Genomic DNA, 25626 nt, shown 5'->3' with positions numbered 1-25626 from the left:
TCCATTGGCCCAGAAACAGGAGAAACTCCATGACTTATCCGATGTTCAAGGCTTTGCTGCTGACCGCCGCGATCGGAATTGCCGCTACCACTGCGGCGCGGGCTGACTGCGAAGCCGACCTCATTCAACTCGAAAAGGCGTTTGCGACGCCGAACCTGACAGCGCCCGCCAAGACCGCTCTGGAAGAAGCGAAGGTCAAAGCCCTGGCCGCACTCAAGAAGGACGACGATAAAACCTGCAACACCGCAATCACCGATGGTCTGAGCAAGGCAGGCATCAAGACGAAATAAACCTGAACGCCTCGAAGGCAGTTCGTGGACCGAGATCGCGCGGCGCAGGACTTTTCCATCCTTAGCGCAAGCGGTCTCGGTTTGGCTAGCGATGGCCTACGCAGTCAAGCAACCGATCCCCAATCCGTCTGCGCGACCTTGCTACGGACCTGACCGAAAGGGTCTACAGCTTTCCTTTTTGACGTCCTCAGGCAAACGCAAGAGCCGAGAGGCGACCTCATTCCGTACTCATTTTCGCGGGTTAGCGCTTCTGCATCGCACAAATCGTTCCGCGACGAACGGGAGATAACCATGACATCTCTACCACTGACCAGGCGGAGCCTGCACGCGATTGGGTTGGCGCTGATCATCGCACCGGTTCTGGGAATGGCCCTTCCGGCCGCGGCGCAGGAAAAAGCTGTGGCGCCGGAAATCAATCCACCTGGCGACATCCCGGACAATCAACAATTCATTACTTTCGAGGCAGCGCAGGGCGTCGCCATGAAGGTGCCGGAGGGCTGGGCCCGCACCGACACGAAAGACGGTGCGACCTTCGCGGACAAATACGGCCGCATCGAACTCAGCATCCAACAATCGGCCTCGGCGATCACGGTTGACACTCTACGTGCGCAGCAGGTTGCCGATCTGGAAAGAAACGGCCGGGCGGTCAAGGTTCTCAAGATCGAGCAGGTGAAGCTGCCTGCGGGCCCAGCGGTCAAAGTGGTCTTCACATCGAATTCGAACCCGAACCCGGTGACGAACAAGCAGATTCGCCTTGAGAGCGAGCGCTTCTACATGCAGCGCAACGGCAAGCTCGCCGAACTTACCTTTTCGGCGCCGGCGGGCGCCGACAATGTCGATCAGTGGGTTTTGATGAGCAAATCGTTCCGGTGGAAGTGACATGACGCTGCTCGTAGCGGATGATCTCTACCGCTTCTTTCATGTGGATGGAGCTGAAGTTCGGGCTCTGCGCGGCGCTAGCCTTCTCGTCGGCCGCGGCGAGACAGTTGCTCTGGTTGGCGCATCCGGAAGCGGTAAGTCGACTCTGATGGCCTGCATCGCCGGTCTCGACGATCCCGACGGCGGTCTGGTCACGATCGACGGCGTGCGGATGACGCGCCGCCCCGAAGACGAACGGGCCGCGCTGCGGGCGCACTCAATCGGCTATCTGGCTCAGTCGCGCAACCTGTTCAGTCATCTGAGCGTCTCCGAGAATATCCGCCTGCAACTGAAACTCGGAGGCGCCAGTCATGTTGAAGAGCGGATCGACGAACTTCTGGCTCTTGTAGGTTTGTCAAATCACCGCGATGCGCCGCCACAAACGCTGTCGGGCGGCGAGGCCGCGCGCGCCGGGCTTGCCGTCGCTCTCGCCAACGATCCGATTCTGTTGCTGGCGGACGAGCCGACGGCGGAAGTCGATGAGGAAACGGAACGCATGATTCTCGATGCGCTCGAACAGCGCCGTCGCGATGGCGCCGCCGCCTTGATCGCCACACACAGCCGAACGATCGCAGCCCGCGCGAGCCGGATCGTCGGAATTGTGGATGGGCGAATTGTCGCGAAGGAGCCATCCGTGAGTACGAAGGGGTCTCGTCAGACCGAGCCGACGAGCGAGAAACAACGCGACGGCCGGATCATACTTTCAGCGCACGACCTCTCGCGCAAGTTCACGTCGGGGAGACGAAGCGTTGCGGCGGTCACCTCCATCGATTTCAACATTCGAGGGGGGCAACGCATAGCGCTGGTGGGGCGATCTGGCAGCGGCAAGTCAACATTGCTGAGCCTCATGGCAGGTCTAATCGACCCGGACCGTTCCGGATCGATCGAATGGTCCGGATTCGACGAAACGCGCCCTTTGCAGCCACATCAGATCGGCATGGTCTTTCAATCTCCGTCGCTCCTGCCGACGTTGAACGTAATCGAGAATGTTCGCCTCCCGATCGAGTTGATCGGTGGCGATGCGTCTGATTGTTTCGATCCGATGCAGGCCTTGCGGTGTCTGTCGATCGCCGAACTCGCCGAAAAGCTGCCAGACCAGCTTTCGGGCGGGCAGATGCAACGAGTCGCCATCGCCCGTGCGCTTGTCACACGCCCCAAATTGCTGTTGGCCGACGAACCGACCGGCCAGCTTGATCAGGCGACCGCGCATGACGTGGTTGTCGCTTTGCTGACTGCGGTCGCCTCAACCGGAGCGGCACTCGTTGTAGCGACGCATGATTGGATCGTCGCCGAGAAGATGGACGAACAGTGGGCGATTGATCGCGGCCGCCTCGTGGCGCGCGCCAACGACCGAGGTGCGATATGATGGCGCTTTGGCTGAAGGGCATTGTCGCCACGCGCTGGCGCCATTTGATGGCTGTCGGGGCTGGAATCATGTGCGCCACCGCGCTCATTGGCCTGATCGGCGTGTTTGGCCTGTCCAGTGCAGGGACGATGACCCGGCGCGCAATCTCCGCCGTTCCCGTCGACTGGCAGGTCGCCCTCGCGCCGGGAGCCACCCCTATGGAATTGACGAAGAAGCTACGCGATAGCGCGCCAGTCCGCGCGGTGGCCACGGTTGGCTATGCCGACGCCACGGCGTTGAGCCTCAACACCGGCGACACGACACAAACCACGGGATCAGGCCAGATTGTCGGTTTGTCGCCAGACTATCAGTCGCTGTTCCCCGGGCAGATTCGCCTCTTGCTGGGCGGGACCAGCGGCGCGCTACTCGCTCAGCAGACAGCGGCCAATTTGCATGCGACTGTGGGTAGTGTCGTCACTGTCACGCCGGTCGGTGCCGCTCCGTTCGACGTTACCGTAGCCGGCATCGTCGATCTTCCGAACGCCGATGCGTTGTTTCAGATCATCGGCCCGCAGCGGGGAGCGTCTCCGGTCGCTCCTCCAGACAATGTCCTCATCCTCTCCGAAGCCGACTGGCGGACGCATTTCGGCGAGGCAACCCATCGGCCGGCCGGCGGCGCCCGGTTTCAGCTTCACGTCGGCCTTGACCACAACCCGCTGCCCTCCGCGCCCGAAGTCGCGTTTTCGACGACGACCGGCATGGCGAAGAATTTTGAAGTGCGCGCGGCCGGCGAAGCCATTGTCGGCGACAACATTTCCGCGCGTTTGGATGCCGTGCGGCAGGATGCGTTGTTCGCGCGCATTCTGCTCCTGTTCCTTGGGTTGCCGGGAGCGATATTGGGGATCCTTCTGGCGATCTCGGTGGTGCGCTCCGACGCAGCCCGTCGCCGTCAGGAATTTGCACTGTTGTCATTGCGGGGCGCGAGCGCAACGCAGATCATGTCGCTGGTGATGGCAGAGGCACTGACCTTGTCGCTGTTGGCGGTGTCCTTCGGCGTCGCAGCATCCACCGTGCTGGCGCGATCCGCATTGCATGCCGATGTCACGTCATATGATGCGATGGTTTGGCTCGCCGCGACTGCACTTGGGGGCGTCATCGTATCCTGTCTTGCCGTCATCGTTCCTGTGAGGGCTGATTTTCGACAGTCGACCGTTTCGGCGCGACGGATGTGGCTCTCTCGTGAAAGAGTGGCCGGGTGGGAGCGTGGCAAAGTCGACATTGTCTTCCTGGTGCTAGCGGCGCTGACCCATTGGCGCTCGGCCTCCACGGGGTATCAGCTCGTCTTGGCGCCGGAAGGCGTCGCCTCTACGGCCGTTGACTATACCGCCTTTCTTGCGCCGCTTCTTTTCTGGCTCGGCGCGGGCCTTCTGACGATACGGCTCGGTCGCCTACTGTTGCGATCTTCAGGCTCTTTGCTGCCGCCAATGCTGTCTCCGCTGTCCGGTCGCCTGGCGACGTTGGTTGGTTCAGCCCTCATCAGGCAGCGGAGCCGGCTTGCCTCCGGTATGGCGCTGGTTGCGGTAGCCGCTTCATTTGCCGTGGCGACGACGGTCTTCAATTCGACCTATCATATGCAGCAACTTGTAGACGCGAGGTTGACGACGGGCGCCGATGTGGCTGTGACCGGATCGGCAACGATGCCCGCGGGGACGGCGTTGAACCGCATAGCGGTCGTTGAGGGCGTCCTTGCGGCGGAGCCGATGCAGCATCGTTTTGCCTACGTTGGAAAGGATCTCCAGGATCTGTTCGGCATCGATCCCGTCAGAATCACAAACGCGACCGATATCGTCGACGGATACTTCACCAATATCGGCGCGCGCGAGGCGCTGGCGCGGCTAGCGCGCCAGCCCGACGGCATCCTCGTGTCACAGGAGACGGTCAACGATTTTCAACTCGCTATCGGGGATTTGCTCAATCTGCGTATGCGTGCGGCGGACGGCTCGGAAAAAACGGTCGCGTTTCATCTCGTGGGCGTCGTCAAGGAATTTCCGACTGCGCCGCGTGACAGCTTTCTGGTCGCCAACGCCAGCTACGTCGCAGCACAAACGGGTGCAGGCCAAGCGGAAACCGTCTTGATCAGAGCCGGCGGCTCCATGGCCGCCCTGGCTCAGCGCGTTCGGGACGCGCTGGGGCCGTCCTCGCAGCTCAAGGTCACGGACGTCTCTCAGGCTGCTCATCTCATTGGGTCGAGTCTGACTGCTGTGGATTTGGCTGCTATCGGATCGGTGGAGCGTGGCTTCGCTGTGCTGTTCGTGGCGATGGCGACCGGGCTCATTCTCTGGCTCGGACAGTCCGAACGGGCGAGGTCGAACGCGATCTTGCTTTCCCTCGGCGCGTCCCGCCGAGAGGTTCGCTCCTTTATCTGGAGCGAAGCGCTGATCGTCGCCGGTATCGGCCTTCTGGCGGGCACGCTCATCGGCCTCATCGATGCCTGGATGCTCGTGAGACTGCTGAGCGGGGTCTTCGATCCACCGCCCGATTATCTGAACCTCCCGTGGATGTCCCTGAGTTTCATACTCATAGGCGCGATCGCCGCGATCATACTTTCTGTCTTGGCTCAAAGCGCCTGGACAAGAGACGAGACAGCCCAGGAATTACGAGGGTAAGCGAACATCGCTGGGAAAACCGCGCATAAAACAGAAATGCGACATTTGCGCTATTTCGGGCACTATGGAGGCGCTTTCCTTACCCAAGCTGGGAAGGAGTTCATGCGGCATGTGCGGGAGGTGTTTCGGCAAATCGGCCATCGTGCGAAGGATGTGGCCGCGATCCGTCGCTCTGAAGACGGTCCGTCCAGATCGGAATCTTCTCTTCGCTCACCTCGGGTTTCCTCGCGAACTTGCTGCGCGCTTACGACAAACATCGCGCGCAGATTCGCATCGGGCTTTTCGATGGCGACCCTACGCATCATGTCTCTGCAATTCGGCAGTCTCGCCTAGACCTCGTTATCCGGTACTTGTCCATCGAGTTTGGTGACAAGCACCACCATCTCGATCCTGTTTAGGCGACTTTAGGCGAACAAACAGCAAATATCCGCAGTCCGAAAATTCTTGCATATTTCTGACGTGGCCACGGTCGAATCCGATACCGATATTCACTCACGCGTACTCGCACGGATCAATTGCAAACCCGACGCCCGGATGCACCACATGTCCTTGCGCCACAGCTTGAGATCGTTCTCGGCCAGGCGCCGTCGCACGGTCTCGCCCGACAGTTGCTCAACCTCCGCTTTATGTTGCCGAGCTGAATGAATGTGGAAACAGCAGCTATTTCAGTTGCCACGGTTACCCGCCGTCGAACAGGTCGAGCCGGCGATGCCGGCAGTACAGGAGCGATCCACAGCCATGAATCCGGCCTAGAACTGCCCGTGGCCGGAAACGACCTACCCCGTCATTCCATCCGGCCTTGTTCGAAGCACGAGCCATCGTGAAGTGCTGGCGGCGGACCGCTCATCAGGCACGCTTCGAAGCAAGGTCCGCGGCGCCGAGAAAGAAGGCCTGCTCCGGTCCTGTTCAGGAACTGGCCGGTTCCTTACCCCGCTGGGCGACAACACTGAGCAAAGCCAGCAGGCCCGAGACAATCATCAGGAAAAGCGACACGGCATTCAGCACCGGCGTCGAACCGGCCTTCACCATGCGATCATACATGGTGATCGTCAGTGGCGAGTCGGATCCCACAAGCATGAGTGTCGTGTTGAAGTTCTCGAACGACACCAGGAACGCCACCACGAAGGCGGAGAATAGTGCCGGCAGCAGATAGGGCAGCGTCACCGTCGCCAGCACGCGCACACGCGACGCGCCAAGATTCAAGGCGGCTTCCTCCAGCGCCACGTCGAACTTGCGCAAGCGCGCCGCGATCACCAACGAGGTAATGGTCACCAGGAAGGAGAACTGCCCAAGCACGACAAGGAGAGTGCCGGGCCGCAGGAAATCCATGTCCCAGCCTGTCGAGTCTTCCACGCCGTTCGCGATCGCGCTGGCAAAGACCAGGATCGAAATGCCAAGGATGACGCCGGGAATGACCAGCGGCACGATCATCAGCACGTAGAGCAGGCTCTTACCGGGGAAATGCTTGCGCTCGAACAGGAACGCATTGCAGGTGCCGGCCGCCACGGAAAGTATCGAGACGATGATGCCGATATAGAGGGAGTTCCACAGGCCCTCCATCAAGCGCCGATCGTTGAACATGCCAAGCTTGGGTTCGGTGGTGCCGAAAAACCAATCGAGCGTGAAGCCCTTCCAGGGCAGCGCCGGAAACAGCGAATCGTTGAAGGCGAATACCCCCGCTGCCACGAGCGGTGCGGCAAGGTAGAGGAAGAAGGCAAGCATATAGCAGCCGTAAACCATGCGAAGGAAGGTCGACTGCGGAGCGGCGACGTTCATGGCTAGTCCTTCGCCACGGTGGAGGCCAGACTCTGGCCGGTGAGACGCAGACCGAGCCAAACCACGAGCGAGGTGAAGGCCAGCAGCAGCACGCCGAAGGTGGCGCCCGACTCCCAATTGTAGCGGGTGACGAACTGTTCATAGATCTGCTCGGTGAACCACATGCTGTTCTTGCCGCCGAGCAGGATCGGCGTCAGGTAGCTGCCAGCGGTGAGCATGAAGACGATGATGCAGCCGGCAACGATGCCGGGCATTGCATAGGGAACGACGATGCGCCGGAACACCGTGAAACGACTGCCACCCAGATTGTAGCCCGCCTCGATCATCGCATCGTCCATGCCGTCGAGCGTCGAGACAAGCGGCACGATCATGAACAGCACGACGGTGTAGACGAGGCCGATCACCACTGTCAGGTCACTGTACAAGAGTTCGACAGGGCCATTGATCAGCCCGATCCACTGCAGAAAACCCGAGATCAAGCCGGTTTCGCGCAGCAGCACGATCCAGCCGAAGGCGCGGACGAGATCGCTGACCCAGAGCGGGATGAGACACATCAGGAACAGCGCGGCGCGCGAACGCTGGCGGGCGATCTTGGCGATGTAGTAGGCGACCGGAAAGCCAACGAAGAGCGCAAGGATCGTCACCAGGATCGACATCCACGCCGTGCGCAGCAGCGTGTTCCAGTAGATGGGTTCGCGGATGAAATCGACGTAGTTGGCAAAACCGAACGTGTACTCGCCAGGCCCCAGTTTCTCGCGCAGCGACAGATAGCCGATGCCGATCTGCGGCAGCAGGATCAGCAAGACCAGCCATAAGGCAAAGGGCGTGAACAGCAGGATCAGCGACAGTTTGCCGGCGTCGGAGCGGGCCATGATCTATCCCGCCACGACAAAGCACAGGGCATGCTTGCGCGCCCAGGAGATCTCGGTGCTGTCGCCGGGCTTGATGGCGGATGCCCCCTCCGTCGCGACGTGGCCGACCTCTACCAGATTGCCGCCGCCGATCCGCACCAGGACGCGGCTGCTGGCGCCGTTGAACAGCAAGCTGTCGACCGTACCGGTCATGACGTTGGCGTCCTTGGTCGCGCCGAGCGAAATCACTTCTGGCCGCACGAAGACCTCGACATTGGCCCCCGCCCTCACATTGCCATCCCCGACCGCGGCGATGACTACCCCGCCACTTTGGAGTTCCACGCGCGCCTCGCCCCTCTCGACGGCGGTCACACGACCCTGCCATCGGTTGCTGTCGCCGACGAAGCCGGCAACGAAACCGGTCCTGGGATTGTTGTAGAGCTCCTGCGGTGAACCGATCTGCTCGAAACGGCCGGCATTCATGACGGCGACGTTGTCGGACATGACCAGCGCTTCGGACTGGTCGTGCGTGATGTAGAGGAAAGTGGTGCCGAACTGATGCTGCAGGAGCTTCAGCTCGATCTTCATGCGTTCGCGCAACTTCAGATCAAGAGCGCCGAGGGGTTCGTCGAGCAGCAGGACGTCCGGCTCGAGCACCATGCAGCGCGCGATGGCGATGCGTTGCTTCTGGCCCCCGGACAATTGCGACACCTGTTTTCCGGCGACACCTGGCAGGCCGACGCGATCAAGAACGGCGGCCACCTTGCGGCCGATATCGGCCTTGCTTTCACCCCGGCAGCGCAGGCCATAGGCGATGTTCTCGCCGACATTCATCATCGGGAACAGGGCCAGGTGCTGGAACACCATCTTGACGCTGCGCTTGTTGGGCGGTGTCGAGACGACCGAGGCGCCCTTGATGCGGATGTCGCCGCTGGAAGGCGACTCGAAGCCGGCTATCATGCGCATCAAGGTCGTCTTGCCGCAGCCCGACGGGCCGAGGATCGAGAAGAATGAACCGCGCGGCACGTCGAAGGAAACGCCGTTGACCGCAACAAAGGGACCAAACCGCTTGATAAGGTCCTGGCACTGAAGATCATGCATAAGGGGTTCGCCAAGAAAGCCGATGCTGCCGGTCCGCAGGGATAACATCGCGGACCGGCAGTTGATTGGATCAGTTCGAAGTCGCGGCCTTGATACGCTCCAGCGCCTTGCCTTCCATATCTTCCAGGCCCGGCGGGATATTGGCGAAGAATTTCAGATTGGCCATGGCCTTGTCGTCGAACGCGACTTTGACCGCCGCCTTCTTGTCGTCCGGCAGCAGATCGACGCCGCCCTTGACCGCCGAGATGGCGCCGGTGGAGTCCGACATCAGCTTGACGATGTCGGGACGCAGCACAAAGTTGATCCATTTATAGGCGGCATCGTCAGCCTTACCCTTGCGCGGAATGGCAAACGTGTCGATCCAGGCCAATGCGCCGGTAGCCGGCGGGACGTAGACCAAGTTCTTGTTCTGCCCGTACAGCTTGAAGGCCGTCGAATCCCAGGTTTCGGACGCGATCACCTCGCCCGAGAGCAACAGAGTGGAGAGATCATCGCCGCCGTTCCAGTAGGTCTTCACATTGCTCTTGCAGGCGATCAGCTTGTCGGTCACCTCATCGAGCATCTTCTGGTAGCCTGCCTTGTCGGCATAGAGCGCGAACGGGTCCTTGCCCAGGGAGAAGGCGGTGCCGAGCAGGATGGTGCGCTTCAGGCGCATCGAGGTGCGGCCCTTGTATTGCGGATCGCACAGATCGCCCCAGCCCTTGACGTTCGGCGCCTTGCTGATGTCGGCAATCAGGCCGGACGTGCCCCACTGATGCGGCACGGCGTAGACCTTGCCGTCGATGGTGGTATTGGCCTTGACCGCTTCGAGAAGGTTGTCCTGCATCGTCGCCGTATTGATCTTCGTCAGATCCATCGGCTTGTAGATGTCGTATTCCTTCTGCGCGGCGAGGATGCGGTCGTGGCTCGGCTGCGCGAGGTCGAAACCAGCACCGCCGGTGGCGCGCAGCTTGGCGATGATTTCTTCATTGTTGGAGAGTGTCACCTCGACGTTGATATCGGGGTTTTCCTTCTCGAAAAGCTGCACGACATTGTCAGGTGCATAGCCACCCCAGGTCAAAAGCCGCAGCTTCTCGGCATGGGCCGCGCCCGAGATCGTCATCAGCGCCGCGGCGCCGATCAACCCTGCCGCCAGTTTCCTCAAAATCATTGATTTCTCCCATTGTTGGCCCGCTTCTGATTTCGATCAGGCTCATTATTTCCAGACAACCATGCGAGGGGCGGTCCTGGTGAAAAAGGTCCACTTTCGATGAAAGATCATACCGCTTGGGCAAGAGCTTTCATCAGAGGCGGATCGTCACTGCCTTGGTCTTGCAATAGCTGGCAACGGCGATAAGCCCCTTTTCCCGGCCGATGCCGGAACGGCGGTTGCCGCCGAAGGGTGTCTCGATGCCGCCGGCAAAATATTCGTTCACATAGACCTGGCCGGCATCGACATCCCTGGCGATACGATGCGCCTTCGAAAGATCGCGGGTGAAAAGACCAGCGACCAGGGCGAAGTCGGTGCAGTTTGCCGCGGCGATCGCCTCCTCCGCGCTGTCGACGACCTGGACGGCAAGCACCGGTCCGAAAATCTCTTCCTGCACGACCGGATCGTCCCACCTGACGCGATCGAGGACGGTCGGTTCGAAGAACCAACCTTTACCGGTAGCGGGATCGGTTGTGACGTTGCCGCCAACGGTGACTTCGACGCCGCGCGCCTTGGCGTCCACCACATAAGAGGACACCTTGCGCAGATGCTCGGCCGAATTGATCGCGCCGAAATTGACGCCTTCCGACAGACCATGGCCGATGCGCAGGGCGCGGGCACGGGCGACGAGTTTCTCGATGAACTCGGCGTGGATGGAGCGTTCGATCACCAGACGCGAACCGGCGGAGCAGATCTGGCCGGCATTCTCGAAAATCGCGCCGACGACATTGTCGAGCGCCACACCGAGATCGGCGTCGGCCAACACGATGTTGGGTGATTTGCCGCCCAGTTCGAGCGTCACGGAGGCGACGTTCTGGGCTGCCATCTTCATCACATGGATGCCCGTCGCCGTGGACCCCGTGAAAGTCACATGCCGGACATCGGGGTGGGACACCAGCGGCGCGCCCGCAGCGGCGCCGGTTCCGGTCACGACATTGCAGACGCCAGGCGGCAGGCCGGCCTGAACCAGGATCTCCGCCAGAAGCAGCGCCGTCATCGGCGTCTGTTCGGCCGGCTTGACGACAGCCGTACAACCAGCGGCGAGCGCCGGCGCGACCGAGCGGCAGGCGGTCGATAGCGGATAGTTCCACGGCACGATATGCGCGGTGACGCCAACCGGCTCCTCGATCGAATAGGACGTGTAGTCCGGGCCAAGCGGGTAGGCCTTGCCCTCATGCTTGTCGGCGGCCCCGGCATAATAGTCGAAGGCTCGGGCGGAGCCCCGGACGTCGCCACGCGCCTCGGCAAGCGTCTTGCCACTGTCGAGGACCTCCGCCACGGCCAGACGTTCGGCATTCTCGCGGATCAGGGCGGCGGCTTTCGCCAGGATACGCCCCCGCCCAGTGGGTGACAGCTTGCGCCATTCGCCCTGCCCCGCCTGCTTGGCGCTGGCGACGGCATCAATCACATCGTCGGCGCCGCCGGCGGCGAATTCCGCATGGATCTCGGCGCGGCCGGGATCGAATGTCGGCATCGTCGCCCTCGAATGCGACGCCCGCCATTCGCCATCGATGAAATGGCGCGATGGCAGGAGACCCGAAGCTGGGCTGTTCGTCGCGGGCAAGGTGGCCATCACGCGGCCTCGCTCATCTGATAGCTCGATTTGGCAAGCCATTCGGGATCGACCTCGATGCCCCATCCCGGTTCGTCCGAAACGGCGACCATGCCGTTTTCCACCGTATAGGGCGATTTGACGAACAGCCCTTCCTGCCAGGGATAGTAATCGGGCCCCTCGATCGAGAACTCAAGATATTTGCCGGCGCCCTCGATAGCGCGCAGGAGATGCATGGTGAACAGCGTCACCAGCCCCAGATTTGCACTATGCGGTGTCACTGGTAGGCCTGCGGCCCTCGCCATGGCGCATACACGTAGGGTGCGGCTGATGCCGCCGAGATAGAGTATGTCCGGCTGCACGATGTCGACGGCGCGCATCTCGATCATGCGGCGCCAGGTCTGGATCTCGCAGTCCTGTTCGCCGCCGGTCACGGCAATGTCGAGCGCATCCGTGACCTCTTTGGTCTGCTCGAGTTCCCAGTAGAGGCACGGCTCCTCGAAATGCTCGATGCCATTGTCCTTCAACAGGGCGCCGACTTCGATCGCGCGCCGGGGCGAAAAGCCGCTATTGGCGTCGACGAGAAGTGCCGCCTTGTCGCCCAGCGCCTTGCGGATGGTTGGAATAATGTCCTCGGTCCGTCCCGGCCATTCGTCGACGTCATGACCGTATTCGGCAGCGACGCGGAATTTGAAGGCGTCGAAGCCGAACTGGCCTTGCAGCCGCCTGAAACGCTCAGCCTCGGCGGCCGGCGTGATATCGCGCTTCATGGACGAGGCGTAGGCCCGCAATTTGCCGGGCGTGCCGCCAAGCAGGGAGACGACCGGCTGGCCTGCCAGCTTGCCGCGCAAATCCCAGATGGCGGTGTCCAGGCCGCCCAGCGCCCGCTTCATGTAGGAGCCGGGGAATTTGTGCTCGCGCTCGATGACCCGATCGGTCAGCACATCGATATCGTCGAACGGCACGCCAAGCACATAGGGCGCGACCTGCCTGTGCAACACGCTCGACGTGATGTCGGAATTGTAGGTCGACACCTGGCCGGTGCCCTGCCTGCCTTCTTCATCCGTTATGCGAACGAAGCCGACATATTGCGTGGTGAACGTCTCGATGCGTTTGATCTTCAAGTCGGACCTCGGAAAACGTGCTGGTATCGTCTGGAACTATGAAATCGCAATGACATCCCCGGTAAGGTCCACTTTCGAAAAATCCGAAAGCCGGTTATCCCCGACGGATGTAAATGGCGGCTCTCAAACCGAGGCGATGGTCAGATGGTGAAACGGTCCGCCGGTGAGTTGCTATTCGCGATCGCCGTCGACCGTTCGCTCGACAAGTCGATCACCACGCAGGTCTACGCCGCCGTGCGGCAGTTGATCACCTCGGGCGCCTTGCCGAGCGGCAAGCGGCTGCCTTCGAGCCGCACACTCGCCAAGGAACTTGATATTTCGCGCACCACGGCATTGTCCGTGTTCGAGCGCCTGACGGCCGAAGGCCTCATCGTCTCGCGAACCGGCTCGGGTTCCTATGTCTCGAACCTCGCTGAAACCAGCAAACCCGAGCGGTCGCTGACGGTACCGCCGCCGTCAGCACCCCCATCGACAAGGCTTGCCGATATCATCGCCGACGCCTCACCGCGCTTTTTCCAGCGGTTGTCCCATCCGCACAAGCCGCGCGCCTTCATCACCGGCCTGCCTGACTACGACGCCTTTCCGCTGGCGATCTGGGCGCGGCTAACCGCCAAGCACTGGCGTGAGCCACGCGATCAGGTCATGGGTTATTCCGACGCCCACGGTCATCCCCGGCTCCGCGCGGCGATTGCCGAGCACCTTCGCGCAAATCGCGGCGTGTCCTGCGACACTGAGCAGATCTTCATCGTGAATGGCGCCCAGCAAGCGTTTGACCTCATCGGCCGCGTGCTCCTCAATCCCGGCGATCCGGTATGGTTCGAGAATCCAGGCGCCATCGGCGCGCGCAACAGCCTGATTGCCTGCGGAGCCCGTATGGTGCCGGTACCGGTCGACCGGGAAGGCATATCAGTCGAGGCCGGGCTTCGCCTGGCGCCGGATTTTCGCCTCGCCTTCGTGACGCCGTCGCACCAGCATCCGATGGGCGTCGAGATGAGCCTTCGACGGCGCGGTGAATTGCTGACCGCCGCCAACGAGGGGGGCGCCTGGATCATCGAGGATGACTACGATGGTGAGTTCCGCTACGACGGACGACCATTGCCGACCCTGAAGAGCGCAGATACAGCCGAACGCGTCATCTATGTCGGTACATTCGCGAAGACCATGTTCCCAGCGCTGCGGCTGGGATTCTACATCGCACCGAAGCCACTCGTCTCGACCTTCCAGCGCATTTCCGGCGCCTTCCTGCAGGGCGTTCCTTCGAGCATCCAGGCCGTTCTCGCCGCCTTCATCGAGGACGGCCATTTCGCCACGCATCTGCGCCGCATGCGCGACATCTATGCCGGACGGCACGCCGCCTTCCACGAAGCGGCGGGCAAGCATCTGTCGGGCCTGCTCGACGTGCGCAACTCGGTCGCCGGTTTTCATCTCGTCGGCACTTTTGGTTCGCCCACGATGAACGAAGACAAGGTCTGCGCCGACGCTGACGCCGCCGGGCTGGCCGTTTCGCCAATCGGGCGGTTCTGCATCGAAAGATCAAACGTCGACAAAGGGCTTGTGCTGGGTGTCGCCGCGATCGATCAGCGCACCATTCGCAAGGGCGTGGAGACGCTCGCTTCCGTTCTGGAGAAAAACTGGGGCTAGCCAGCGATCAGCGAGCGTCCTCGAGGATCATCGCTGCGCCTTTTTCCGCCACCATGATGGTCGGCGCGTTGATATTGCCGGATGTCACGTTCGGGAAAACCGAGGCGTCGACGACGCGCAGCCCTTGCAGGCCATGCACGCGCAGCCGCGCGTCGACCACATTGCGCCCGTCATCAGGGCCCATGCGGCAGGTGCACGAAGCATGAAACACACTGCCGGACCGGGCGCGGATATCCGCGATCAACGCGTCCTCGTCTTGCGTCGCCATGCCGGGCTTCATCTCCTCGACGATGACAGCACGCATGGCGGGCGCCTCGGCGATCCGGCGTATCAGCCGGACGCCGGCAAGCATCTGCTCCATATCCCCCGGCGCCGAAAGGTAATTCGGCTCGATGACCGGGCCGGCCTTGACATCGGGCGATTCAATCTCGATCGAGCCGCGGCTCGCCGGCCGGCAGGGCTGAATGCCGATGAAGAAACCGGGAAACGGATCAGGCAATGTGAGCCGCCGCACACCGGGCGTCGGCTTGCTGTAGCTGACCGGCGAGAAATAGAGCTGGGTATCGACCCGATCGAGCCCGGTGCTGGATTTGACGAAGCCGCCGGCCTGGTTGACGCTCAGCGACAGCGGCCCATTGCGAAACAAGACGTAGCGGGCGCCGAGCAGGAGCCGTCCCCACCAGGGACGCAGTTGCGAATTGAGCGTGCCCACGCGCGAGTGGTAAAGATAGTCGATACCCAGATGGTCCTGCAGGTTCCGACCTACCCCCGGCATGTCCTTCACCAAGAGCTTGCCGAACCTCTGCAGCAGAGCGCCGGGACCAACACCCGAATGCTGCAGCAGAACCGGTGAATGCACCGCTCCGGCGGACAGGATGATTTCCCGCCTGGCGTTCGCGATCTGGCGCACCCCATTGATTTCATACTCGACGCCGACCGCACGGGAGCCGTCGAAAAGGATCCGGGTCGCGAATGCACCAGTGACGACCTTCAGGTTCGGACGGCCCGTGACAGGGTGCAGAAAGGCTGTTGAGGAAGAAGCGCGAAATCCCTTTTTCGTACTGATCTGATAGACTGAAACTCCTTCCTGCTGCTCGCTATTATAGTCAGGCGTTTTGCGAAAACCGGCCTGCTCGGCAGCCAGCAGCCAGTCCCGGCACAGGGGGTGCACCGAAGGAGCCATGTCGGTGACATGCAACTCGCCATTGCCGCCCCGCATGATGTCGCCACCCCGCTCGAAGGTCTCTATCGACCTGAAGAAGGGCAGGACATCATCCCAGCCCCAACCGGGATTGCCGGCTTGTTTCCAATCGTCAAAGTCGTGCCGCTGGCCGCGCACAAAGACCATGGCGTTGATGGAGGACGACCCGCCGAGCACCTTGCCGCGTGGCCAATAGCTGCGGCGCCCGGCAAGCGCTTCCTGCGGCCCGGTCTCGAATTTCCAGTTCACCTTGGGATTATAGAAACTGTGGCCATAGCCGATGGGCATGCGGATCATGAAGCGGCGATCGCTACCGCCGGCCTCAAGCAACAGGACTCGATATTTACCCGACCGGGTCAAACGATTGGCAAGCACACAGCCCGCCGAGCCAGCGCCAACGACAATGAAATCAAACTCGGCCAATGTCCGCCCTCTGCAACCAGATCCGTTTCTACAGGAGCGAAACGCGCGACAAAGGAGCCATTTCAAGAAGAGTTCACAGCCAATTCGGCGATCGGCAAAGGCAACCGGGCGGTGATACTGGCGCTCGAACTGTCGCCCAAGCAACAAGGGTTCGTCGCCTCCAATACCGGGTCTTTGGCCGAGGTATGGCAGGATTACGAGGCGATCATCTATCGTTTCATGATCGATCGCCGCTAACAAGGCAAAGACCTTGGCCGCGCCGCGGTCGCCTAGGCGCTGCAGGAGATGGCGCGCCTTAGCCACATCCGCTGCGTTTCGATCTGCTACAACCGGAGAACGAGGCGGCATGTCCCTTTATGCCAGTTTCGATTTCGTCGAGCAGGGATTGGACGAGGACGACGAGCTGATGCCGTGCTCGAGTTGAGCCGGTAACGCCTTGCGCGGCCGGCCGGAAAGCACCCGCCTGCGATCGAGGCTGCCGTGGATCGGGCACTGCCGCCCTCGCGCCGCCCGGCTGCCGTCGCATTCAAGCGGGGACGAACAGGATCTTCTGCCGTCGGACAGCGCCTCCATCGCCACGCGCGAAAAGGGGGCGCGCCGCCAGCGGAGCGGGGCGCCACATCGTGCATGAATTGCCGCGATGTATAGGGCTCGCGGACCTCGCCGTATTGCGGGGTCACCCAGGAGACCCTATCTAGCCGGCGGCTATCGTCGGTTCAATTGCACATGACGACGAGATGGCCGTAGCGGTCGCCGCGCGGTCCGGCCTGTCCTACATGGCTTTGAATGGCTGAGAGCATCATCTGATCTGTTCCAACTCGCCGTTGTCATCAGGGCCGAGTTCTTCTTCTGCCGCGGATGCGTCTATGAATCCGCACATAGGCCGGGTAGAACGGACAAGAGGTCGGGGTGCAGGCTGATCTCGAATCGTCTTCCAGTGGCGTGAGCGCCTTGGAAACCGGCAGATTCGCCGATCACTGGCCTATTCACCGGTACCCCGTTCAAGCCACTGATCCTGTGTTTCGTGGACTGGGACTAACCCGTATCAATCGACCACAAGGCCCCGCCAGCAAAATCCTTGAGGAGACGTAGGTTGGAGTGCTCGGGGCCTAATTTGCGGCTAATTCGGGTGATCCAGAGCTGCGTCGATGACTTAACAGTTGAAGGAATCGACATGATTGCCGCCATCAAGATGCAGGGCACCTCAGGCGGCATCACGCTCCTCGCTCGCAATCCGGTTCCCAATGCGGCGGTCCGCAGCAGTTCGGCCACCATCGCGCAATGGCTGTTGGAACGTGGGAACTGACAGCTTTGGCGACATGCGACGAGCGGGTGTCGGCCCTGCCTGTCCGGCTCTACGAGGGCGGCGTCCAACTTCTCAGGCCGAGATGCTGGCACCTCACCCCGCGCAACAATGCCCGAATTGGGAATAGGACGCCATATTCAAATGGGGAAATTGGATGCGCGTCCTATTGATCGAAGATGACAGGATGATCGGGGCCGGCCTGTCGACGGCTCTGGCCCGTCAAGGCATGAGTGTCGACTGGGTGCGCACCGGTCCAGACGGTTCCGAAGCACTGGCCTGCGGCGGTTACACGCTTGTGCTTCTCGATCTTAGTCTCCCTGGTCATTCTGGCATCGACGTTCTGAAATCAGCCCGACGTGCCGGAATCCATACGCCTGTTCTGATCATTACGGCGCGAGACGGGTTGGATGATCGTGTCGCCGGTCTTGATGTAGGTGCCGACGACTACATCGTAAAACCATTTGAGACACGCGAGTTGCTAGCGCGAATGCGGGCGGTCCTGCGACGTCACAACGGCGCGGCGCAGTCGTTGCTGGTCGCCGGCGAAACGACGCTCGATATTGCCAGCCATGAAGTGAGCTATCTCGGAGCAACCATCATGTTGCCGGCGCGGGAGTTCGCGCTAATGAACGCTCTTGTGGAGCGGCCTGGCGCGATCTTGTCGCGTTCACAAATCGAGGAACGGATTTACGGCTGGGGCGAAGAGGTCGAGAGCAACGCAGTCGACGTTCTCATTCATTCCATTCGCAAGAAATTCGATAGGAACATTATCCGCAATGTGCGCGGCGCCGGCTGGATGGTGCCAAAGAGCCGATCATGACATCGCTGCGACGCTCGGCGCTCATTTGGATTTCCATCCTGCTGACTGGGGTCGGCCTGATCGCATTCGCCGTGTCTTACGAAATGGCCCGCCGTGAGGCCGACGATTTTCTCGACGGCCAGTTGCGTCAGATCGCGCTGAATGCTGGCGAAGGCATTTCGGACACGACGGCCTCACCTGGCTCTCATGATCGAGAAGACGAATTCGTCATCGAGATTTGGTCGCTCGCGGGGGAATTGGTCCGTAAAACCCCGTTCGTTCCGGAGATCCCGCGTATCGACCGTCCTGGATATGCCACCATCGAGGCCCGGGGGGAAGCCTGGCGCGTCTATCTCGCGCGCGATGCCCAGCGGTCGGTGCAAGTCGCTCAACGCGTCAGGGTGCGGCAGGAAATGGCGGAACTTGCCGGGCTCCAGGCCGGCGTGCCGATCCTCATTCTCATGCCGTTGACGTGGCTGTTGTTCAGTTGGTTGCTCGGGCGGTTGACGGGACGTCTGCAACAACTCGCAGAAGCCATTGCCAAACGTAGCCTCGACAGTCGTGATCCCGTGCCGGCCGCCGAGGTGCCGGCTGAGGTTCTGCCGCTTGTCCAAGGAATGAATGTGCTGACCGGGCGCCTGCAGGATGCGCTCGACAAACAGAAGCGCTTCGTCGCGGATGCCGCGCACGAACTGCGCACGCCACTGGCGGCCTTGCAGATTCAGCTCGACAATTTGAGCACGACGACACACCAAATGGCAGCGATCGGCGAACTTCATTCCGGGCTGGACCGCGCCCGGAAACTGGTTGAGCAGTTGCTGCGCCTTGCCCGCACCGAAGACGCGTCCGGCGCCCAGACTTGGGAAATGATCGACCTTTCCGCGTTCATCACGCAATGTGTCGCGGACTTCATCCCCTTCGCCGAGGAAAAGGTGATCGATCTCGGTATGGTCAAAGCCGACCCAACGACAATATCGGGCTCACGCGCCGAACTTGCATTGCTGTTCGGCAATTTGATCGACAATGCGATCCGCTACACATCTCCTGGTGGTTCGGTCGATGTGTCCGTGATCCGCACGGCTTCTGGTTTTTCGGTAGAAGTGGCCGATACAGGCTGCGGTGTGGCCGAAGCCGACATCCCCCGGCTGTTCGACCGCTTTTTTCGCGCCGCCCCGCCCGATGTCGATGGCAGCGGGCTTGGTCTTTCGATCGCTGCGGCTGTCGCAAGGCGTCATGCTCTGTCCGTCGACATCGCAAACCGGAAAGATACCAACGGACTGGTTGTGCGTGTCAGCAAAAAGACGAGCGAAGCGGGTCCCGCTCATTCCTAGGTCTCTAGCACTATAGCGCTGTTCTTCGCCGCGCGGCGAATAGCTGCCCCGCCGCAGAACGCCAGGGTGCCGCTGCGAGCGTCACAGTCTCTCGATCGAAATCCCGAACGCGGTGGCGACGGGGGCTGATCGCGCGCGTCGGCCACGAGCTCGGCGAAATCGCGCTCACTTACCCCTAAGTCTGAATCAATAGGCCTTCGCTGGTCGATCGCGGGCAGACGGCTTTCCCGCCGCGCAATACTTGGGGGCGGCGGTCTCAAGCCGGAATCTGCAGATCGACCGGTCGCGGCATTGTTTGCCGCGACCGTCAGCGACCCCGACTTAGCTTTCGCAAGGAGAATTATGATGAACACATGGAATGGATCGAAACTTGCTGCTGCGACGGCCATCGCCTTCTCGCTCATCGCAGGTCCCGCTGCCGCCGAAGAGAATGCGTCCGACAAGGCGCAGATCATGTCCTCGGCCAAGATTTCGATAGCCGAAGCCATCGCCGCCGCCGAGAAGGAAACCGGCGGGAAAGCTGTCGAAACCGACATAAGGAACAGGGACGGCAACGCGCACTTCGAAATCACCATCCAGAAAGGCATGGAACGACAGGAAGTTCTCGTCGACGGTCAGACCGGGCAGGTCGTGAAAACCGTCGCGAACGACGGCGACGAAAACGACGAAGGCTGATCAAACCAAGGAGAATGACTTGACCCGGCGCGGCCAGGAGACTGGTCGCGCTTTTTTGTGGGACACGACAACAAACGCCGTCAATCAGTGCCACGGCAACAATCAAGTCGGGCAAGCTCACTCCCTCCTAAGTGTCTCGTGGTACCGCTTGCTTGATCCGCTCGGCCACGGAGCAAGCGCCCCGGTACAGCAGGTACCGAAGCCGACACCAGAAGAACGATATGCCCACCATCAGCCTGACCCTGGCGTTCTTGATCGCCTATGTCCTGATCCGTCTGGTTGGAGCCTCGATCGGCGACTTCCTCGCCAAACCTGTCATCGCGGGCGGACCTGGCCAGGTGATGTCTCCGTCCCTTCCTTCAGCGGTCGCATATGAGCGTAGCGGAGAACAATGACGATGCCTTTGACGGAAGATCTGACCATCATTGTGTCGCTCGTGATGGCGGCCCTCGCAATGGCCTACCTCGTTGCCTTGCGCTCTATCGATGCCCTGGCGAACGCGGCTGCTCGGATTATTGAAGCCGATCGTTCCACCGTCTCCAGGTTGTCTCGACGCATTAAAGCTTGGCTGCGTGCAAAACGTCCGCGTCTGTATGGATATCTCGCCCGCCGGCTCGATCCGCGCGTCTTCTTGGGCTTGCCTTTGACGCTGACTGTACTTGCCGCGCTCTATATCGCGGCTATCTTCGGCGGATTGGTCGAAGGCGTGCTTGAAAGCGACGGCGTCGTGCGCTTCGATCAAACGGTCAATACCGCACTTACACCCTGGCGTATCTCGCCACTGATCGATGTGTTTCGCTGGGTGACCATGCTCGGTGATGGACCAGTCATCATCACCATCGCGATTGTGTTGACAGCAATTCTGTCAATTACGCTGCGTTCCGCCTTCATTGTCCCTTTGTGGGTAGTGCTGGTCAGTGCGCAGGCGACAACTTGGTTGGGTAAACAGATAGTTGCGCGCCCCAGGCCTGAGTTTATCCAGGGGGTCGTCGAGACTTCATCGTCCTTTCCAAGCGGTCACGCCACCGCCATTACGGCGCTGTTCGGCTTCCTGGCCTATGCGTTCGCTCGCGATCTGCAGTCTCTCCGCAAACGGTTCGAGATCGTCTTCTGGACGGCTGTGCTGATCCTCGCGATCGACGTAAGTCGCGTCTTCTTATCGGTCCACTACCTATCCGACGTTCTCGCCGGCAACCTCGTTGGCTGCTTTTGGCTGCTTGTGGGCTTCGCTCTCACCGAGTGGAGGCGAGCTCGCAAGCAAGGTGTGTTTGGACAGCACGCTGCCATCAAGAAAGTCGCGGCTCAAGACGGTGCCCCCCGATCATGACCGAGTGCGATCGAAACGAACGATGGACGCTTGAACGAAAGACGGATTTCGACAATGCGCGCGCCCGGGCGAACCCATCAAGCGATTGGCAATCCACCGTTGAGGCCCTCGGCAAAATTGAAGCGCGCAGCGTTTGGACAAGTCTCGCGGTGGTGGCCACCCTGCTTATCGTTGCCCTGGCTATCGCCGCGCTGTAACTCCAGCCTCAAAATGATCGCATGGTCGGACGTACAGGCAACGATCTCCGGCGCGGCGCCGGTAAACCTCGCCAGTGCCGTGCTCCTCAAGCCAGGTCCTACGTTGCCTTCATCGGACATGATCTTTTGGCCTTGCACCATCTCGGTGAGCGGCGCGTGGGACTGACCACTGCGGTCGGCCGCCTTTCTTAGCCACACATTCACCTATACGCTTGGGTTCGACTTCCTGGCGAGCGGCGCAATTCGCATACTCGTCTACTCCTCAGTCGACATGGAACCGCGGTGGTGATCGCGTCGGCGCAGGCACATTCTGGTTAGGGTTGGAGCAGTGGACAGCGGCATCCGTTTGGTCGAGCTTGGGATGCGTTAAGGGCCGATGGCGGTGCCATCATGAGCTACGCCGTGGCAATCGCGCTCTCGGATCACGTTCTATCGTCGCCAATGTTAGCTGGCTTACCACGGCCCCACTTGGCGGCCGGACAACGTCCGGCGCGCCTTCGCGAATCCGCGATCGGTTGCAACGAAGCGCCCCAGCATCGGAACGATGAGTTTCCGCAGGCGCCACAGGCTCGCCACAAGAGATTCGAACAGCGCGACTATTGACACCGGAGATGTCCGCTTTTGGGAAACAATTTGGACCGTACGAATGACCGACATAAGGGCGAAAGCAGAGCCGCGGCTACCTCGAGCCCGATGAAACTGGCGCCAAGCACGACCGCGCGGCGCGCAGTGGCAGCGCGGCTCAAGGGCGACGACGGCGTTGAAGGTGACGCGGCGCAGGCCGTCGAAGTCGTCGAGGCGAGCTTTCACAAGCGGCTCAGCAGGTAACCGCTGAGCCCGCTCTCCCGAACTACGGTCTGGTCACTCGGCAAGTGAGGAAATCAACCACTGAAAAGGCTTGAGGGTCGCGCCGGCTCTCGAGATGATTGCTGGTTCAAATAGCCCTCGTTGGATTTCGGTGTCGGCCGCGCACCGCGTGCGCTGTTGGGGCCAAGGGTTTGTTCGACGCCTCGAACAGTCTGGCCAGTTTGTTTGCAATGGGAGTGCCAATGCCGGTGCACGGGTCTGGGCCGATGCGGGCGCGGTAGTAGCCGTTGTCGCCCTTGGTGATGTCGTTGAAGCAGGTCTGGTTGAGCCAGAGCTTCGGCGTCACCATGCCGAGTTTGCGCCCGAAGGCCGCGAACAGCCCGGCATAAAGCGGCGCCACGGCGCTGGTGCCGCCAATCACCTCCTGCTGGCCGTGCACGAAGACATTGTAGCCCGTATAGGGATCGGCATTGGCGGAGACGTCGGGCACCATGCGGCCCGGCCCGTGCGGCGCCCCGGCCTGCCAGGCCGGCATGGGCTGGAACAGTTCCGAGAAGCCACCACCGGTGCCGGAACCTCTCGGGTTGCCGGGGTCGTCGTTCCAGACGGTTTCCTCCGCATTGGCGCCGTGCGGCTTCATGGTGCCGCCGCAACCCACGGAGAATGGGCTCGAAGAAGGCAGATCGACATTGGCCGGGTCCGCGCCGCCGTCTGAGGAATCATTGTCGCCCGATGCGGCGAAGACGATCATGCCCGCCTTGGCCGCCGCCTCGGCCGCCGCATTCAGCCTGCCCGGGTAGTCGACGCCGGACGCCGTGGCCGCCGCCCTCCAGTTGGCCTCGTCGGAACCCCACGAGATCGAGCAGACATCGCAGCCGTCGGCCGCGGCGGCAGTGATGGCGGTCGCCATCGCATTCCAGTCGGTGGCATCGGCCCAGTAGACGCGGATGCTCGCAGCTTCGCCTGTAGCCACGGAATAGGCAGCGGCGGCAACTTGGATGTCGAGCGCGACCTCGCGGTCGGGATCGGAGGCCTGGTTGCCTGAATGTTTGTTCGGGTCGTTGCGGCCGGGGCCGACCGGTACGTCGATGATGGTCGGCGCGGGCAGGCCGGTCGAGCGGAAATAGGTGTCCATGTCCTTCTGCACCCAGCCGCCGCCGAGCTCGATGATGGCGATAACACCGCCACCGACGAGCCCTGTCGGCCACGAGTAGGCCTTGCACAGATCAGGCACGCTCCATGGTTCGGCGCCGGCGGCGGCTGGACGAAAGGCGCCAGCGCCACCGCCCGGCAACTTGAAATAAGGCCGGACGACGTTGGGCACCTCGCGCATCAGAGCCGCCCTCGCAAGAAGGCTTGCACGGCGCACGGAGACGGCCTGGTCGTACATGACTGCCAGGTCGGCTTTCATGGCCGTTCGCGAGCCGCCGTCGAGATAGATCATGTGGCCGGAAGGGTAGTTCCTGATGGTCAGGTTGCCGCGCACCTTGACGTCCGCGAGCGGCATGGCGTCCAGCGTCAGCCGGGTCTGGAAGAAGGGCGTCACCGAATCGTAATAGCCGTTTGCCGAGAGCACCAGCAGGCTCGGATTGGCGGCCATGGTGGCGGCGAGGTCGCCCGCCGTATAGAGCGTCGGGTTGCCCTGACCGTCAGGCTTCTGCACCGCGCCCGTCGGGTCGGTGTGGCTGAAATCCCAGAACTGGAACGCCTGGTCGTTGAGGTCGACGAAGTTCGAGGTGGCGGTAAACTTCAGATCGTTGTTGAGATAGCTGTTCCACATGGTGGTGTAGACGCCGCTCACCGCCACCATGGTGGGGTCGTTCATGCCGCCGTCCGGCGACACGATGGCCGCGATCCCTGTGTCTATACCCGTCACCCGCCCGTCATAGGCGCCCAGCGCCACGCCCTGGTCGCGCAGCAGTTCGATCAGGAAAGCGGAATGGCCGAGCCGGTCGGCCGCCTCGACATTCAGCCTCCAGGCGTCGAGCATGCCGGCGGGAAGGCCTAGATAGCGCCTCAACGTCTCCACAGCCGCAGAGTCCGCCTTGGGAAAAGCCTGCAGCGCCTGGGTGTAGGGACCCTGCGCGAACTGCGTTACGGTTTCCATGAATGAAGCGAGGTCCGGCGGCTGCGGCTCGATGCCGGTCTTCTTGTGAAACCACGCGTCGGCGGCAAACGTAGGCATCAGTCCGGCCGCGTTGGAGAAATTGGCGGGATAGTCGAGCACACTGGACTGCAGCGTGATGCCGTTGAGGTCGATGCCATCCTCGTGCAGTAGCCAGGCAAGCACGCAACTGCGGGTTGTGCCGTAGGATTCGCCGAACAGAAACCGCGGCGAGTTCCAGCGGTTGAAGGCGCTCAGATAACGCTTGATGAACTGCTTGATTGAGACGGCGTCCTGGTCGACGCCCCAGAAGTCGCGGTTCTTGAACGGTGCGATCGCCGCGGAATAGCCGGTGCCCACCGGGTTTATGTAGACGAGGTCGCTGCGGTCGATCAGGCTGTCGGGATTGTCCTCCATGGCGTAGGGCGGAGGCGGCGTGAAGCCCGGCATGCTGGTTCTGATGCGCCTGGGCGCGAAGGAGCCGAGCAGCAGGAACACCGACGACGAGCCAGGCCCGCCATTGTAGAAGAATGTCACCGGACGGGTGGTGGCATTCATACCGTCCGCCGTGAAGGCCACGTAGAAGAACTTTGCGGCGGGCTTCGAGCTCGACGGATCGACGGTGACGAGATGACCGGCAATGGCGGTATAGGGAACGGCAATCCCGTTCACCATGGCCACGTGGTGGGTGATTGCGGCGTTCTCGGTCGCGTCTGCAAGCGCGTCATCCGGCCCGGCCCCGTAGGCGGTGATGTCGAGGAACGGCTGATCTGGCTCAGGCTGGCCAATGCCCAAGCCGTTGTTGATCGTCTTCGCCATCGCCGGCCTCCAGAACCTCGAGTTCACATCCGCCGACACCGCTCGGCTGCCCCTCCCCCAGGCCAATGTCCTTCCGGCCAAATTTGTTAAATTCTTTTTCTATACTTCCACAATTTATTGAAACTGACGCAATACTCTACGCTTGTTTAGAAAGACCGACAAGTCTTGAACTCGGAAGTGGCCC

Annotated in this window: 23 protein-coding genes and 1 pseudogene; 15 read left to right on the top strand and 9 right to left on the bottom strand. The window is 61.5% G+C overall.

From position 1 onward, the window contains the following. The first annotated feature begins 29 nt into the window (after window positions 1-29). The 5 genes from QFZ88_RS18155 (at window position 30) to QFZ88_RS29545 (ending at window position 5617) form a co-directional block, all read left to right on the top strand. On the top strand, window positions 30-290 hold the full coding sequence (locus QFZ88_RS18155) for a hypothetical protein (RefSeq protein WP_065997589.1): 261 nt from the start codon (window positions 30-32) through the stop codon (window positions 288-290). A gap of 336 nt (window positions 291-626) precedes the next feature. Beyond that, entirely contained in the window at window positions 627-1169 is a 543-nt protein-coding gene (locus QFZ88_RS18150; protein ID WP_245317483.1) for a hypothetical protein, read from the top strand. Window position 1170: 1 nt separating this feature from the next. Then, window positions 1171-2574, top strand: a complete 1404-nt coding sequence (locus QFZ88_RS18145) for an ABC transporter ATP-binding protein (RefSeq protein ID WP_137901759.1) — start codon at window positions 1171-1173, stop codon at window positions 2572-2574. Continuing rightward, entirely contained in the window at window positions 2571-5219 is a 2649-nt protein-coding gene (locus QFZ88_RS18140) for an ABC transporter permease (protein WP_065997591.1), read from the top strand. Before QFZ88_RS18145 ends, QFZ88_RS18140 begins: the two co-directional genes overlap by 4 nt. A gap of 191 nt (window positions 5220-5410) precedes the next feature. Then, a complete protein-coding gene (locus tag QFZ88_RS29545; RefSeq protein ID WP_083237701.1) occupies window positions 5411-5617 on the top strand; it encodes a LysR substrate-binding domain-containing protein in 207 nt (68 codons plus the stop codon). 508 nt (window positions 5618-6125) lie between these two features. On the opposite strand, the gene QFZ88_RS18135 is transcribed toward QFZ88_RS29545, so the two are convergent. The 6 genes from QFZ88_RS18135 to QFZ88_RS18110 form a co-directional block, all read right to left on the bottom strand. After that, on the bottom strand, window positions 6126-6995 hold the full coding sequence (locus QFZ88_RS18135; protein ID WP_065997593.1) for an ABC transporter permease: 870 nt from the start codon (window positions 6993-6995) through the stop codon (window positions 6126-6128). A 2-nt stretch (window positions 6996-6997) separates the two neighbouring features. Then, entirely contained in the window at window positions 6998-7867 is an 870-nt protein-coding gene (locus tag QFZ88_RS18130; RefSeq protein ID WP_065997594.1) for an ABC transporter permease, read from the bottom strand. 3 nt (window positions 7868-7870) lie between these two features. Beyond that, window positions 7871-8947 (bottom strand): ABC transporter ATP-binding protein, encoded by a 1077-nt coding sequence (locus tag QFZ88_RS18125; RefSeq protein WP_065997596.1) that lies wholly within the window; start codon window positions 8945-8947, stop codon window positions 7871-7873. A 70-nt stretch (window positions 8948-9017) separates the two neighbouring features. Next, the gene (locus tag QFZ88_RS18120) at window positions 9018-10097 is read right to left on the bottom strand and encodes an extracellular solute-binding protein (RefSeq protein WP_065997597.1); all 1080 of its coding nucleotides are present in this window, start codon (window positions 10095-10097) and stop codon (window positions 9018-9020) included. Window positions 10098-10230: 133 nt separating this feature from the next. Next, window positions 10231-11709 (bottom strand): aldehyde dehydrogenase family protein, encoded by a 1479-nt coding sequence (locus tag QFZ88_RS18115; RefSeq protein ID WP_065997599.1) that lies wholly within the window; start codon window positions 11707-11709, stop codon window positions 10231-10233. After that, complete coding sequence (locus QFZ88_RS18110; protein WP_065997601.1) at window positions 11709-12812, bottom strand: mandelate racemase/muconate lactonizing enzyme family protein; 1104 nt, start codon at window positions 12810-12812, stop codon at window positions 11709-11711. Before QFZ88_RS18110 ends, QFZ88_RS18115 begins: the two co-directional genes overlap by 1 nt. Window positions 12813-12956: 144 nt before the next feature. On the opposite strand from QFZ88_RS18110, the gene QFZ88_RS18105 reads away from it, so the two are divergent. After that, a complete protein-coding gene (locus tag QFZ88_RS18105; RefSeq protein WP_210271000.1) occupies window positions 12957-14453 on the top strand; it encodes a PLP-dependent aminotransferase family protein in 1497 nt (498 codons plus the stop codon). A 7-nt stretch (window positions 14454-14460) separates the two neighbouring features. Here the strand turns inward: QFZ88_RS18105 and QFZ88_RS18100 are convergent, their stop codons facing one another. Continuing rightward, window positions 14461-16029, bottom strand: a complete 1569-nt coding sequence (locus tag QFZ88_RS18100) for a GMC family oxidoreductase (protein ID WP_245317493.1) — start codon at window positions 16027-16029, stop codon at window positions 14461-14463. On the opposite strand from QFZ88_RS18100, the gene QFZ88_RS18095 reads away from it, so the two are divergent. From QFZ88_RS18095 to QFZ88_RS18060, 8 genes are all read left to right on the top strand, one after another. Further along, on the top strand, window positions 15922-16314 hold the full coding sequence (locus QFZ88_RS18095) for a hypothetical protein (RefSeq protein ID WP_245317497.1): 393 nt from the start codon (window positions 15922-15924) through the stop codon (window positions 16312-16314). The two genes, QFZ88_RS18100 and QFZ88_RS18095, sit on opposite strands and share 108 nt — an antisense overlap. A 937-nt stretch (window positions 16315-17251) precedes the next feature. Further along, on the top strand, window positions 17252-17383 hold the full coding sequence (locus tag QFZ88_RS18090; protein ID WP_280939930.1) for a hypothetical protein: 132 nt from the start codon (window positions 17252-17254) through the stop codon (window positions 17381-17383). A 154-nt stretch (window positions 17384-17537) separates the two neighbouring features. Continuing rightward, window positions 17538-18203 carry a response regulator gene (locus tag QFZ88_RS18085; RefSeq protein WP_065997604.1) on the top strand — a complete coding sequence of 222 codons (666 nt, stop codon included), beginning with the start codon at window positions 17538-17540 and terminating at the stop codon, window positions 18201-18203. Then, the gene (locus tag QFZ88_RS18080) at window positions 18200-19513 is read left to right on the top strand and encodes an ATP-binding protein (RefSeq protein ID WP_065997605.1); all 1314 of its coding nucleotides are present in this window, start codon (window positions 18200-18202) and stop codon (window positions 19511-19513) included. The genes QFZ88_RS18085 and QFZ88_RS18080 overlap by 4 nt, the downstream gene beginning before the upstream one ends. A 345-nt stretch (window positions 19514-19858) precedes the next feature. Then, entirely contained in the window at window positions 19859-20188 is a 330-nt protein-coding gene (locus tag QFZ88_RS18075) for a PepSY domain-containing protein (RefSeq protein ID WP_065997606.1), read from the top strand. Between the two features lie 221 nt (window positions 20189-20409). Beyond that, the gene (locus QFZ88_RS18070) at window positions 20410-20583 is read left to right on the top strand and encodes a hypothetical protein (RefSeq protein WP_167523846.1); all 174 of its coding nucleotides are present in this window, start codon (window positions 20410-20412) and stop codon (window positions 20581-20583) included. Beyond that, window positions 20580-21515, top strand: a complete 936-nt coding sequence (locus QFZ88_RS18065; RefSeq protein ID WP_083237704.1) for a phosphatase PAP2 family protein — start codon at window positions 20580-20582, stop codon at window positions 21513-21515. The genes QFZ88_RS18070 and QFZ88_RS18065 overlap by 4 nt, the downstream gene beginning before the upstream one ends. After that, the gene (locus QFZ88_RS18060; RefSeq protein WP_137901757.1) at window positions 21512-21712 is read left to right on the top strand and encodes a hypothetical protein; all 201 of its coding nucleotides are present in this window, start codon (window positions 21512-21514) and stop codon (window positions 21710-21712) included. Before QFZ88_RS18065 ends, QFZ88_RS18060 begins: the two co-directional genes overlap by 4 nt. Before the next feature lie 453 nt (window positions 21713-22165). Here the strand turns inward: QFZ88_RS18060 and QFZ88_RS18055 are convergent. Beyond that, a pseudogene (locus QFZ88_RS18055) lies at window positions 22166-22264 on the bottom strand (DUF2274 domain-containing protein); the annotation flags it as partial. 141 nt (window positions 22265-22405) lie between these two features. On the opposite strand from QFZ88_RS18055, the gene QFZ88_RS18050 reads away from it, so the two are divergent. Then, window positions 22406-22540, top strand: coding sequence for a hypothetical protein (locus QFZ88_RS18050; protein ID WP_280939933.1), 135 nt, complete (start codon window positions 22406-22408; stop codon window positions 22538-22540). Between the two features lie 106 nt (window positions 22541-22646). On the opposite strand, the gene QFZ88_RS18045 is transcribed toward QFZ88_RS18050, so the two are convergent. After that, window positions 22647-25442 carry a S10 family serine carboxypeptidase-like protein gene (locus tag QFZ88_RS18045; RefSeq protein ID WP_065997615.1) on the bottom strand — a complete coding sequence of 932 codons (2796 nt, stop codon included), beginning with the start codon at window positions 25440-25442 and terminating at the stop codon, window positions 22647-22649. Between the last annotated feature and the right edge of the window lie 184 nt (window positions 25443-25626).

Origin of the sequence: Mesorhizobium sp. YL-MeA3-2017, from assembly GCF_030814575.1 — a bacterium.
GTDB lineage: Bacteria > Pseudomonadota > Alphaproteobacteria > Rhizobiales > Rhizobiaceae > Mesorhizobium > Mesorhizobium terrae.
Note: the sequence above shows the minus strand (reverse complement) of the source record. Positions and strands in the feature narration are given on the sequence as shown.